Source organism: Acinetobacter sp. LoGeW2-3 (genome assembly GCF_002688565.1).
Classification (GTDB): Bacteria; Pseudomonadota; Gammaproteobacteria; order Pseudomonadales; family Moraxellaceae; genus Acinetobacter.
Genome location: NZ_CP024012.1, coordinates 40,856 through 55,107 on the forward strand (window position 1 = coordinate 40,856; position 14,252 = coordinate 55,107).

7 protein-coding genes, 2 pseudogenes and 1 CRISPR repeat array are annotated in these 14,252 nt (G+C 39.5%); of the genes and pseudogenes, 4 read left to right on the plus strand and 5 right to left on the minus strand.

Going from position 1 to position 14,252, the window contains the following annotated elements; all coding sequences use genetic code 11:
• Positions 1-21: 21 nt before the first annotated feature.
• Positions 22-885: pseudogene (locus tag BS636_RS15585) on the minus strand (IS982 family transposase).
• 413 nt (positions 886-1,298) lie between these two features.
• Between BS636_RS15585 and BS636_RS15590 the strand changes: the two are divergent.
• The 4 genes and pseudogenes from BS636_RS15590 (at position 1,299) to BS636_RS15610 (ending at position 4,762) form a co-directional block, all read left to right on the plus strand.
• A complete protein-coding gene (locus BS636_RS15590; protein ID WP_099339706.1) occupies positions 1,299-1,979 on the plus strand; it encodes a response regulator transcription factor in 681 nt (226 codons plus the stop codon).
• Positions 1,980-2,277: 298 nt separating this feature from the next.
• A complete protein-coding gene (locus BS636_RS15595; protein ID WP_228206961.1) occupies positions 2,278-2,463 on the plus strand; it encodes a helix-turn-helix domain-containing protein in 186 nt (61 codons plus the stop codon).
• Between the two features lie 162 nt (positions 2,464-2,625).
• Positions 2,626-3,009: pseudogene (locus tag BS636_RS15600) on the plus strand (transposase family protein); the annotation flags it as partial.
• 427 nt (positions 3,010-3,436) lie between these two features.
• A complete protein-coding gene (locus tag BS636_RS15610; RefSeq protein ID WP_099339757.1) occupies positions 3,437-4,762 on the plus strand; it encodes an ISNCY family transposase in 1,326 nt (441 codons plus the stop codon).
• Positions 4,763-4,982: 220 nt separating this feature from the next.
• Positions 4,983-9,632: a CRISPR direct-repeat array (repeat unit 28 nt; unit sequence TTTCTAAGCTGCCTACATGGCAGTGAAC).
• Between the two features lie 131 nt (positions 9,633-9,763).
• Here the strand turns inward: BS636_RS15610 and cas6f are convergent.
• From cas6f to csy1, 4 genes are read right to left on the minus strand one after another with little or no spacing between them, the layout of a single operon-like run.
• Positions 9,764-10,378, minus strand: coding sequence for a type I-F CRISPR-associated endoribonuclease Cas6/Csy4 (gene cas6f / locus BS636_RS15620; protein WP_099339708.1), 615 nt, complete (start codon positions 10,376-10,378; stop codon positions 9,764-9,766).
• Positions 10,378-11,418: a type I-F CRISPR-associated protein Csy3 gene (csy3, locus tag BS636_RS15625; RefSeq protein WP_099339709.1), complete on the minus strand. Its 1,041-nt coding sequence runs from the start codon at positions 11,416-11,418 to the stop codon at positions 10,378-10,380. Before csy3 ends, cas6f begins: the two co-directional genes overlap by 1 nt.
• A gap of 2 nt (positions 11,419-11,420) precedes the next feature.
• On the minus strand, positions 11,421-12,521 hold the full coding sequence (gene csy2, locus BS636_RS15630) for a type I-F CRISPR-associated protein Csy2 (RefSeq protein ID WP_099339710.1): 1,101 nt from the start codon (positions 12,519-12,521) through the stop codon (positions 11,421-11,423).
• Positions 12,521-13,855 carry a type I-F CRISPR-associated protein Csy1 gene (gene csy1 / locus BS636_RS15635; protein ID WP_099339711.1) on the minus strand — a complete coding sequence of 445 codons (1,335 nt, stop codon included), beginning with the start codon at positions 13,853-13,855 and terminating at the stop codon, positions 12,521-12,523. The genes csy2 and csy1 overlap by 1 nt, the downstream gene beginning before the upstream one ends.
• Between the last annotated feature and the right edge of the window lie 397 nt (positions 13,856-14,252).

Consider the following 14,252-nt stretch of genomic DNA (forward strand, 5'->3'; position numbering starts at 1 on the left):
CCTGAGTTCGACGAAATTCGCTTAGCCTTTTAGCATATTTTGGAAAGTTGGCTTATTGGGATTCAAGCAATAAGCCACTACAGCAGCCATAATATTCACCATAAAATTATTGACCGAACGATGACGTAAATGTTCAAGTTGCTGCAAATTTTTTAACTGATCATTCACTGTTTCGATCAATCCTCTTTTGCAAAGCAATTGTCTTTCTTCTTCGGTGTGGATGGATTTATTTTTCATATTCCTGCGTGATGGGGTCAATATTTTTAGTCCTCTGGCTGCTAAAGCTTCAGCTTTCGCTTTGCTCAAATATCCTTTATCCCCCAGTAAAACTCCTTTTAGTTCTTTAGTTAAAGATTCAAGTACAGCAACATCATGAACATTTCCCGATGTGAGTTTGAGATTAATAATTTCACCTAAATTATTGATAATCAGATGTAATTTAAACCCATAAAACCAACCCGTACTACTTTTCCCGCGATCAGCCAGGCCTTTGAATATACGATGCCTTTTAATTCGAAGATTATGGCAAACAACCAACTTGGTTGAATCAATAATACTGATCCCTGTATCTTTTCCTTTAACTTGATGGAAGAAACTACTCAAAGCTTGTAGACAACGGGGCATGATTTCAATAAACCGGTTGTAGCTAAGAAGTTGAGGAAAAGCAGATTTTCAGAATGGAACGATCATTTGGCAATAAAAATATTTGAAGAATCTAAAGCCAGATTGATGAAATAAAATCACAATGGTCATTGCTTCAGATAAGCTTAAAGCTGACTTTTTTAACCTGGATTTTTGATCAGAAATTAAAGCTTTTTCTAAAGATTCATTAAATTTTTTGCAGAAATCATCCACAATACAAAATAATTCGGTAATATGATCCATTGAAAATCCTTGTTTTATAGAATTTTGTCTTGAGAACCAATATGTTACAAATACAGGGCTTTTTTTCTACTCTTTTTTATATCGAACTCAGGTTAATTAAAATAACGGTCATGACTTGTTTTAGAAACCATAAAAAACGCCAAGAATTTTAAAATGATGGTCAGCCTGTTACAGCCTTAGAGCTACAGCCGCTCTATTTGCAGGGATTTATCACAAAGAATTTTCCTTTTTATTTTTACTTAATGCTGCAATGCAATCAGAAGTGATTGTGGTTTTGGTTTATGATAGATATCACGTTATTGAGCAATTAGGGTGAGCCATTAAATTATTGAAATTTAAAATCCCAAATTTTAGGGATAGCAATTCTAAAGCTAAATGAAAAGAATCTATGTAAATAAAATGGATGGTAAAAAATGTTTGATTTCAGCACGCCATTGCTTAAGCCAATGCTGGTTTTAGAAGATGATCCGGCTCAGCAGTGGAGAATTTCTAAAGTCTTACAGGCCTTTGGTTATGAAGAAAAAGATATCTTCTATTCTCAAACCATAGAATTTGCTGTAGATATTTGCAGTAAAAATTCCATACAATTTATGCTAGTAGATTTAAATTTACCCGATGGCAGCGGCATCGATTTTATTATGAACATTCGTGCAATAAGTGCAAAGACTGCACCTATTATGGTTCTTTCCGCATGGAATACTTTAGATGTTATTTATAAAGCTTTAAATGTAGGTGCAACAGGTTATGTCTTAAAAGAAACAGATGATTTTGAACTTATGTTTGCCATAAGAACAATGCTAAAAGGCGGTGCTATTATCGATCCACATATCGCCAAAAAAATTCTAAGAAAATTTAAAAAATCATTGATTGATTTGCCGGTGAGTCATGAGCAAGTTCATACCAATTTATCACAAAGAGAAATAGAAATATTGACTTGCGTCTCTAATGGATCGAGTAGCTATGAAATTGGCTTGGAGCTTAATATTTCAAAACACACTGTAGATACGCATATTAAAAAAATTTATCAAAAGCTGGAAGTGAATTCCCGTACTAAGGCAATTTATGCAGCTAAGCAAATAGGTTTAATTAGTTAAATGCAAAAGTGGTCAGCAAATTTAGATTCATCAAAGAATTTTTACTTCATCCAAATAGGCTGAAATTAAAGCCCTGGTTGTAGTAAACAAGATCGCCATCTATTGTTATAAATTTAAATTGACCGTTTAATAGATCTCTTTCATAAATCAAAAAATGATCTTCTTTTTGGTTAATATTTGCACTCCAGATTTCTTGGCATTCGTGCATAATCTGCGGATGAAATACATCGATTCAAACAAGCTTTCTGATCTTCAGTTCAAGCGATACACGGGCATCTCATGGCCAACTTTCTATTTGATGGTTGAGCAATTGAAGAAACATGTCCCTGCCAAAGGCAGACCACCCAAGTTAAGCCTGGAAGACCAGGTTCTGCTCTGTCTAAGCTATTGGCGGGAATACCGAACTTTATTTCACGTTGCGAAGAGTTACAGGGTTTCAGAGCCCACAGCCTCAAGAATTTACACCATGTTGAAGACTGCCTGATTCACTCCAATCTGTTTAATTTACCGAAGAGTTTACCCGAAGGTGAAGGCATCGACTGGAATGTTGTGATCGTAGATGCCATAGAAATTCCAATCCAAAGGCCTAAAAAAACAGAAGAAAAGCTATAGTGGCAAGAAAAAGACCCATACCTTTAAAGTACAGGCCATGATTCACTACAAGACTCAGCAAATTCTGAGTTTATGTAGCAGTCGCGGTGCAGTGCATGATTTCGAGTTGTTCAAACGCAATTTAAACCAGATTCCTTCAGGAGCCGTTGTTCTTGCGGATAAAGGTTATCAAGGGATTTATACTTTGTATCCCAATAGCCTGTTGCCCTTAAAAGCCAAAAGACGCTGTAAATTGGATCCTGAACTCAAAATCTATAATCAGGAAATCAATAAAAGAAGAATAGGCGTTGAGCATGTATTTGGCAGCCTGAAAACCTTCAAAATCCTTGCTGAGCGTTATCGAAATAGAGGCAAAAGACTCGGTTTGAGATTCAATTTAATTGCTGGAATCTATAACTTGGAGCTGAGTAAAAAATGATTTATGAAGGAGGTCTATTAGTGTAAGGCAAGAAATTGCTTAAGTTCTTGAACGAATTATTAATGAAAATTAGAGATGTAAAATAAAACTGAGATTAATTAGAAGTGGGTTATATAAAAACTCACTTCAAGAATCGACAAATAGATGATTGACAGCTGTTGAAGGTAAAATTTATGAAGTATTCTTAAGGTGAACATATCATATTTTATAAGTGAAATAGAAATCACTTAAGTTATTGAATTGTGGTTTAAGTAAGAGGTCTATGAATTTAAAGTATCATGTACTCAATTTAACATAATCTATATTATACGAAATAAGTTTGTAAGCCCAAAATAGAAATGTCCGGTTTCTCCAAAGTAAAAATGTCCGCTTTTAGAATATGCACTTTTGCAATTTCCTTAGCGGACGGTTTGATATGTTGGTGTCTATGTCGGATAAAGAACTTAAAAGATTGTCGGTCTTGCAAGAAATCTGTGATCAACGCATAACTCAGTCCCAAGCTGCTCAGCTACTTCATATTTCAGAACGTCAGATCAGACGTTTATTGCAAAAATATAAAACTCAAGGTGCAACTGCATTAGCACATGCTGCACGTGGCCAAATCAGCAATTCCAGGCTTCCTGAAGAGCTCAGACTCAAGTGCCTCAATCTGGTCGCTGAGCAATTCCATGGTTTTGGACCCACTCTAGCGCATGAAAAGCTGACGACCATTCATGGATTCAATATTTCAGTGGAAACACTGCGTTCCTGGATGATTGCAGCCGATTTATGGATTCCTCGCGCTAAGCGCCTGAAACGGCCGTATCAGCCTCGTTATAACCGGGACTGTTATGGTGAACTGATCCAGATTGATGGCTCACATCATGACTGGTTTGAAGGACGAGCCCCTAAATGCTGTCTGCTAGTATTTATCGACGATGCTACAGGAAAATTGCAGCATTTACGCTTCTGTGAGTCAGAATCAGCCTTTGACTATATGATTTCAACACGTTTATATATCGAACAGCACGGTAAGCCTTTAGCATTTTATAGCGACAAACATTCAGTCTTTAGGGTAAATCAAAGTAGTAAGAAAGACTCCAAGATCACGCAATTCGGACGCGTGCTCAGCACTCTGAATATCGATATCATCTTCGCCAATTCACCACAGGCCAAAGGCCGTGTAGAACGAGTCAATAGAACTCTTCAGGATCGTCTGATTAAAGAAATGCGTCTGGCAGGCATCGGTTCGATTGAGGAAGCGAATGGATGGTTACCCTGCTTTATTGAGCAATTTAATCGTAAATTTGCCAAGATGGCCTTTAATCCCAAGGATCTACACCGGACTGTCAGCGAAACTGCTGAGCAGTTAGATGATATTTTTACCTGGCGTGAACCCCGCAGAGTCACGAATAGTCTGACGATTACTTATGATAAATGCGTATATCTTCTGGAAAATACGGAAGAAAATCAAAGGCTGATCGGCAAGTATCTTGAGTTTCTAGAATACCCGGATGGTACAGTTGCAATTGAATATGAAGGTCGAAAAATCAATTACAGCATCTTCGATAAGTTAAGCCCACTCAATCAGCGAGAGATTGTTGAAAATAAACGTTTAGGTGCTGTTCTGAACCATATTCAACAACAGCATGAAGAATTAGAACAACGAAACAAACGTAATCGTTCTCAAAAGATGCCCCGTAGACGAGCACAGAAAACAGCAGTTCAACAACGATATCTGAATCCTGTGCTTGACTTGGAAATGTCTGTATAGGACATTTCTATTTGGTTTTTAGGTAGGACATTTCTACTTGGGAATAACACTCGGCCCCCGTTTCATTGGTAAACCGATAGAAGAATGGGATGACGTTTCAGATATCTTAAAATATTATCAGGCAGATTCGGTTGTTGAGCATATTCTTGCCTTACAGAATCAGGTAGAAGACTTAAAACAGGCTCTACCTAACAATAACTATTTACCGGTGAATGTAATTTTTCTAAGCTGCCTACATGGCAGTGAACTAATGACTTTAGGTTCAGCCATGCCAAGCTCACTTCTAAGCTGCCTACATGGCAGTGAACACTATCAAGACCTTGAGCAAGGTAACATGGATCTTCTAAGCTGCCTACATGGCAGTGAACCTCAAGGTCTTGGAAGTACTGAGCCAGTAATGTTTCTAAGCTGCCTACATGGCAGTGAACCTGCTGGAATAACAATAGATACACTTTTATCATTTCTAAGCTGCCTACATGGCAGTGAACCAACTAGAACCGCATTTTGACGCGGTGTTCAATTTCTAAGCTGCCTACATGGCAGTGAACGGCTTGGCTGGCAAAGTCCATGCCCTTGAATTTTTCTAAGCTGCCTACATGGCAGTGAACGGTGACAGTTTGCATGATGCTTATCAGTCATGTTTCTAAGCTGCCTACATGGCAGTGAACTCTAGGGATTTACGACAACACTAACGCTAAATTTTCTAAGCTGCCTACATGGCAGTGAACCGGACTCAGGGCCTCTCTCACTGATCAATGAATTTCTAAGCTGCCTACATGGCAGTGAACAGGCTTTGGCCAAGGTAGAACCGGATGCTTGCTTTCTAAGCTGCCTACATGGCAGTGAACACAATGTAATTTCAAATGTATCTTCACAAGAATTTCTAAGCTGCCTACATGGCAGTGAACCCAGACATTACCAATGCTCAGATAGCGACCCTTTTCTAAGCTGCCTACATGGCAGTGAACAGGATCTGTCTGACTCACTCAAGACTTTGGTTTTTCTAAGCTGCCTACATGGCAGTGAACCAACTGGAACGGTTCGACTGGCGACTGATTTATTTCTAAGCTGCCTACATGGCAGTGAACTTAGCAGTGCCCGTCTCTAAATCTGAAATTACTTTCTAAGCTGCCTACATGGCAGTGAACGCATTGCATCGTAATATCGCACCTTAGCGTCATTTCTAAGCTGCCTACATGGCAGTGAACTCTGCATTTTTGAAGTGACTCTTTCTTCAATTTTTCTAAGCTGCCTACATGGCAGTGAACGCCTGAAAATAGGCCGTACAGCAATAATGGATTTTCTAAGCTGCCTACATGGCAGTGAACAGGAGCACACCATGAGCATTTTAAAATTAGGTTTTCTAAGCTGCCTACATGGCAGTGAACAAGGATTTTAAAAATGATTCAGATGCTCGTTTTTTCTAAGCTGCCTACATGGCAGTGAACCATCGCTATGCGTTCGGCTGTTATTTGCATACTTTCTAAGCTGCCTACATGGCAGTGAACGATCAGTACTTATCCGCCAAGCGGATCTACTATTTCTAAGCTGCCTACATGGCAGTGAACATCTTGGCCATGAATGGGCAGTTCCTCTCTGATTTCTAAGCTGCCTACATGGCAGTGAACCCAGTGGATATTGATTCTTGGCTTGTGGTGAATTTCTAAGCTGCCTACATGGCAGTGAACCTGGCAGGCAGACGGACAGAAGGGCCATTGGGTTTCTAAGCTGCCTACATGGCAGTGAACCTTTGTTTACTGGTCCTCTGAACCAGATTGAATTTCTAAGCTGCCTACATGGCAGTGAACACCTGTCAGCTAACACAATGAACCTATTGGCATTTCTAAGCTGCCTACATGGCAGTGAACCTTGTACCCATCAATCTGAGATTGCATCAGCTTTTCTAAGCTGCCTACATGGCAGTGAACTATGGGCCTGATCCGAGACGTGCAAATCAATGTTTCTAAGCTGCCTACATGGCAGTGAACAGTTTTCAGGATTTCACCAAGATACTATTAAATTTCTAAGCTGCCTACATGGCAGTGAACATGAAAACACAAAACAAACCTTTGAATTTTTATTTCTAAGCTGCCTACATGGCAGTGAACTGCGTAGCTTTGATAATCACCATCAATTTAATTTTCTAAGCTGCCTACATGGCAGTGAACTGGCTACCGTGTTGCACCTACTCATATCGCAATTTTCTAAGCTGCCTACATGGCAGTGAACCATGCGCGACATGTAACGCACACTCTTAATGATTTCTAAGCTGCCTACATGGCAGTGAACTACATAGCTATCTGCAAAAGCCCAAGCAGCAATTTCTAAGCTGCCTACATGGCAGTGAACGCTTCTTGTGCTAACTGCTGAGCTTCCTCTTTTTTCTAAGCTGCCTACATGGCAGTGAACAATGAAGTAGCTTGCGTACTCATCACCTATATATTTCTAAGCTGCCTACATGGCAGTGAACAAGAATTAGGTTTTATTTCCGAAAAGAAACAATTTCTAAGCTGCCTACATGGCAGTGAACGTGAAATTATTATGAATACAAAAGTTAATGAATTTCTAAGCTGCCTACATGGCAGTGAACTGTACTGGGTCGGCATAGCAAAAGCCGTAAATTTTCTAAGCTGCCTACATGGCAGTGAACTTTGGAAATAATTTGGTTATTCAAATAGACATTTTCTAAGCTGCCTACATGGCAGTGAACTTGCATCTGAGACATAAGCCTTGATTGACTTATTTCTAAGCTGCCTACATGGCAGTGAACATACTGACTTAGTGCAGTTTAAAACAAGTGATTTTCTAAGCTGCCTACATGGCAGTGAACGCCAAAATGCTTAAACTCAACGGTCTTATTGTTTTCTAAGCTGCCTACATGGCAGTGAACCAATAGTTAAAAGAAAAACCCTTGCAGAATAATTTCTAAGCTGCCTACATGGCAGTGAACCTAAATGCCGTAATTCGCGTTTTAGAGTTTGGTTTCTAAGCTGCCTACATGGCAGTGAACACGTGGTTTTAGTTTGGCATGGTCAATATCTATTTCTAAGCTGCCTACATGGCAGTGAACTTAACTTTTCTGAAAAGTTTAAAGTAGGTGATTTTCTAAGCTGCCTACATGGCAGTGAACCATTGGTTGGTATTCCTGCTATCACTGCGTATTTTCTAAGCTGCCTACATGGCAGTGAACAAATCTTAAATCCTGAATATCGCACTTATCCCTTTCTAAGCTGCCTACATGGCAGTGAACGTGTTTGATGCCGACTCTCTAGTAAACCATACTTTCTAAGCTGCCTACATGGCAGTGAACTATACAGCGATCTCTTGTGACCCAAGGTCATTTTTCTAAGCTGCCTACATGGCAGTGAACGAACAAAAGTTGTCAATCACACTTGCCGATATTTTCTAAGCTGCCTACATGGCAGTGAACGGCTTTTCACGCCTGGCTTATACGACGGAACATTTCTAAGCTGCCTACATGGCAGTGAACAAACTTGCTGCCATTCCCTCTTATTACTCCACTTTCTAAGCTGCCTACATGGCAGTGAACATTTGGCTCAATTAATATTGCTTTATCCCAATTTTCTAAGCTGCCTACATGGCAGTGAACATGAATATGGGTTGGCTCTGGTGATTCGATCTTTTCTAAGCTGCCTACATGGCAGTGAACGTTGGTGGAAATCATGGGACAAGTGGCGGTGATTTCTAAGCTGCCTACATGGCAGTGAACATGATGTCGGTTCACGGCATAGAAATTATGGATTTCTAAGCTGCCTACATGGCAGTGAACATAGCGATATTCATCACCATCACGTGCAAACATTTCTAAGCTGCCTACATGGCAGTGAACCATCTGAGTGATCAGAGCTAATAAGTCCTTGATTTCTAAGCTGCCTACATGGCAGTGAACGAGAATCAAGGATTTTGACACCCTGAAAGTTTTTTCTAAGCTGCCTACATGGCAGTGAACCACTGCTGGACTTGTTTATTATTTTTTGATTATTTCTAAGCTGCCTACATGGCAGTGAACCAGAATAGAATAGAATCTATTGACATAGGACTTTTCTAAGCTGCCTACATGGCAGTGAACAACCTGACAATTCCTGTTGGTGGTGGCTATGATTTCTAAGCTGCCTACATGGCAGTGAAGGTTTTCTTAGCTGCATCGCCAAGCTTGGTTTTTTTCTAAGCTGCCTACATGGCAGTGAACTGTTCGGGCAATCAGCAGCGGGCTTTGCGTCATTTCTAAGCTGCCTACATGGCAGTGAACTTTGCAGCAGCGATTATTTATGTAGGGATGTTTTTCTAAGCTGCCTACATGGCAGTGAACGATGCAGCTAAGAAAACCTTGAAAGACGTTGATTTCTAAGCTGCCTACATGGCAGTGAACTTCAACAAGGTTGCCGAAGTCGAAACGGTCAATTTCTAAGCTGCCTACATGGCAGTGAACACAAATTCAGGCTGCTGGTTGCTGCGCTTGTCTTTCTAAGCTGCCTACATGGCAGTGAACGTTGGGTTTCATGGCAAAAACTCCCTGGTGATTTTCTAAGCTGCCTACATGGCAGTGAACGCTTTCGCGCTCGGCAGCTTTGTTGAACTCTCTTTCTAAGCTGCCTACATGGCAGTGAACCAGTTGCAGTAGACGGTCAAAGTTTCGCGCGTTTTCTAAGCTGCCTACATGGCAGTGAACTTAATCTATTTGTGGCAATGATGATGCTAGACTTTCTAAGCTGCCTACATGGCAGTGAACAAGCCAATCGCATGCAGCTTGTTCATTAATGCTTTCTAAGCTGCCTACATGGCAGTGAACTCATCGTACTCAACCACACGACCATCTTTAAATTTCTAAGCTGCCTACATGGCAGTGAACAGTGATTTTAACGCAAAAAATAAAGCTATAACAGTGATTTAACCCTTAAATCCCGTAAAAGACCCAAGTTTCAAATCACTGTCATAACCTATTGATTTTATTAAGCTGTTAAAGATTAAAAAAATATTGGGTTAAAATTCAGGTACAGATGACTCTGAACTTAATCCATAAGTGCTAAAAACCTGAGTTTCAGATTTTTCAGCAGATTGTTTTTCAATGAAGATTTTAAAAGCGTGCTTTTGACTTAACTCTAAATTTTCAGAAGAACTATCACTCAGCATATTGATATAGGGCAAATCAGTTGTTTTTACAAACTTACCGTAATGTGCCAAGGCATTTTCATAACTAAAACGCCCTTTTCGCTCATCATGTCGCGCTAAGCGTGCAGCACTGCTTTTGACTTGCTTACGCTTATACAGTGCATAACCCGTAACTTTTTTTGAAGACACTGGTTTTACAGAACTAATATGTACATAGTCCAAATAACGACTGAGCCATTTGGGCACATCCAATTGAATTAATTCCTGTTCACTTAAGCCAAAGATACGTAACTTTTCGCCAATAAATCCCTTCCCTTTTTGAGGATCAAAACGATAATCAGGAAATGAAAAGCCAATTTTCACCTTACTGCTTTCGTCTTTTAAACCAGCCAATGCAAGATGTAGCTGTTTATAAATTTTAGACCATAAAAAGTTAATCGAGATTTCATCATCTGGCAGAAATTTTAATTCCAGATAATACTTCATTATTTATCACTCTCGCCAAATACACCACCACGAACCAAAACTGCCATCACATAATGCTGCTGTTCAAGTTCAGGTACTTTATTGTCGTTGACCCAAGCATCAAACAAGCTATAAAAATCTTGTTTTTCTTTTGGTTGGCGATATGCCTTACCTTCCGAGGTTACTGAACCGTATGGCTCAACTGCAATCGGTTTATCTGCATTTGGATACCATGTATCAATCGTACGTAGTGCATTACCAATTTTTTGTGAATGAATGCCTGCTTCTTGATTGCCAAAAGAGTATAGAGTTTTACTCTTAGCACCTTTGGAATTGCTCGTATCTAGAATCAGTTCTTGTGATGGATATACTTCTTGCCCTTCACCTAAACGAGAAAAACCTGTCACTTTAAGTAATACATGTTCCTGACCATTTAAACCTGCTTCAATCCAAGCGGAAAGCTTTTGAATTTCATTTTTTTGGTCTTGATGTATTGTTGCTTCATTTAAACGATTTTGTAAAGCATCAAAACTTAATTTTTCTACGCTCTTACCATCAATTAAACGTTCAACTGTAACCGTGACATTTTCAGCACCAATACGGTTACGCCACAAGAATCGACCATTCGCTAAATTCACAGCATAACGATTTGCAAGTTCACTAAATTTATTCGCAGCTTCATAACCTGATACCACTGCTTCAAGGCGTTCCGCAAATGCTGCATCATTACATGCAGATGGACGACCTACATTCGGCAAGACACGTAAGCTAAACGTCACAGCAACGGTATCTTTGCCTTGTGGTAAAGCAGCAACATCTACCGTTTGCAAATTGGCTTTATTCACGGCTGCATTGATGGCTGCTTCATCCGTTTCTTTACTATTTTTAGGACGATTAGAAATCGTACCACGTACCGATTTTTCTTGAATTAAGATCGGTGTGTTTCCTGCACCTTGTGCAATATCCGCCCAATTTACGGCAAACATACGACCATCTGATGCATCTAAATGACGGTTAAATGAAAGTACTGATGCTGTTTTTAATTTGTCATTCTTAGCCATGATTAAATTTCCTCTTCTTCTATTTCAAAGTCAAATGATTGATGTAGTTCTTCGTCTGTTAATGACGCGTAAATTTCTGATTTAGGTGAAAATGGTTGAACGAGCTCATACAGCCCATTTTTGGGTTCAGTGTTGTAGTTCCACAAAATGTCCATGATATTTTCAATACGATGTGGACTTTGCCATTCACCTAAACTGATTAAGGTTTCAACAAAGGTGGCAGGATAGTCATCATGACGTAATCCTTTAATGCTGCCTTCAGGCTGTAAAGCCGTTAAAGCTGCATAACCAATGGGTATCGGCACAAGCCAACCTTTTAAATGTTCAGGGCGTGGTCGTAACGTCCAAACACCCTCTACTGATTCTTGATCAACTGGTGCTTCTTGCGCAGTACTGACAAAATTGAAGCGTTGAATATCCAATAACGTATCGAGCAAATCAGGACTATTTTTCTGAGTCGCTAAATATGTTGGATTTTGCACTAACCAATTTTGATGTGCCATCAACAGCTCATGACGATGCTGTAAAGCAAAACCTGGTAATACACTCCGACGTAGTGTTTTGGTTTTCTCTACTGCATCGTGTTCTGACCAATTGATCAATTTAGGTTTGACACGTTTGTGTGGAAATACCGAACCGCCTGCCAAACGCATGTTGTAGACCAACTGATTTAATCGAGCTAACAAGCTTTGCGTCTGAGTCGATAAATCTTCGTCATTGGCAGATAGATGTTCGTCTAGCCCATCTCCTGCTAAACCAATCAGTAAACTGACTTCAAAGTGTCCTTTGCCCTCTTCAATCATCGCAGGTGTAGAACCATCTGCTTTTAAAGGGTGACGAGCTAAATTCAGTTGATACGGTGAATAACGGAAATTATTGGTTTTGGTAATTTGTGGATTAAATTGATGCGATATAATCCCAATACCACAACATTCAACAGTTGCATATTCAGTAATTTGATTCAGCTGACGCTGTAAATGATGCATAAATCCAGTAAATGCACTTGGTGCTGGGAAGCCCCACGTTAAATGACTACTGATAATCGATGCATTTTCAACATTTAGACGTACAACATACAATGCTTTAGGATAAGTTAAATGCATTAAGCAAACTCCTCTTTCAGCAATTTTAATTTTTCACGTAAAATCAAAGACCAAGCACGGGCTTCATGATCGTCTAAATCCACAATCTTGCCTTTTTTTGTGAGGATCTCATTCAGCCATGTGCCAAAGTTATAACCCACTTCAGTATGCCAATCTCGTTCACGATAAGCCTGTAACCACTCAGCTTCTTCTTCCATCAATTCTTCGGCATCCTCTTTATTAAAGAGTTCTTCCCGATAGCCATAATCGAGCCAATAACTTTCTGCACGACTAAAACTAGACTTCTGTGTCCAACCCGATGGTGCACTTTGTTGTAGCTCAAAACTTATATCAATAATGCAATCCGCCAATTTAGATACCAAGTCATCCCGTTGTGCACGAAATTCCTCGTTATTGCGACGATCTTCTTTACGATACAAAGTCACGATTTTATGCAACAAAGACTTAATGTCTTTACGGTTGCTTAAATAGCCTGTAAAAACCGAACCACGTTTTGGTAATTCAATCTGCTGACCTTTCCAAGTCGGTGGAATGGATGGTAATAGCCACATGGAGCCACGTCGGTCACTATTAAGCTGTGAAATATTTTGCGGTTTAGAACCACCAAAATTTTGTACCAAGAGATTCGGATACTCACGGCTTTCATGGGCATGGTGTATTTTTTTAAACCGTGCTTCACGTAGTGCTTTACTCTCATCACTAAAACGATCATGAGAAAGCTGTTGATACGCTCGGTGAATCAACGAACTCGGATATAAAATCACTAAAGTATGATATTCATCATCTTGCACAGGAAACAGCACTTGTTTAGAGAAGCGTCCTGCATTGAGTTCTGTTGGCAACTGACTGAACGCTAAAAAGCGTTCATAACGTAACTGTGCAATTTCAGATTTCACAGATAATGCTGAGATTAATTCCTGATCTGCATTTAACAACCGATCAAGCAACGATGTACCTTGAAAAGATAAACGTAGCATCTTAAATACATCTAATACGGCAGCATTACCAATCACATCAGCATCTAGTTTTATACCTTGGGAACCCACATAATGATGCGTTTTGTCCGTATTGCTATAAAACATAGCAGATGCTTTTGAATCAGGATGGTGTTGTTTCGGTGTATGCGTCGCCAAACGTAATTGGCTAATGCGTAGACTCGCATCTTCCAACCACGTTTCAAACTCATATTTTTCCAATAGCTTGTCACGCTCTGCCATATCATCCGCTTTGAGTTTTTCCAGCTTTTCATTCAAACGTCCTTGAATATATTGCTCTATTAACTCACGAATGCTAGCAGGCTCGGAGTTTTGAACTCCCTCTACTTCATCATTCATTTTTTGTACTCATTACAAAATAAATTATGTTTTAAATCATTTTTTGTTATCATCTTGATAGATTAACTATCAATAATGATGTGTGATGCCAATTGGCTAGACCCTTCTAACTAAATGTGTGCTAAACATCGTTACCCCCCTTACCCTATCGGGTGATGTGTGATCCTGCCAGATCGATAGTTAGTCTTTTTAATTTTTAAACCTAGTTAGTACAATTAAACTATATTTTAAAACCACTAAATCTAAGATAAATTATTTTTTCAGATATCACAAGTACAAAATTTAACAACTTGTAAGTTGAGAGCATCAACAATTACACTATGCGTATTCACTGCTAAACAAGCAGCTTAGAAATAGTTCGTACATTCAAACTAGTTTGTATTTTATTCACTGCCAT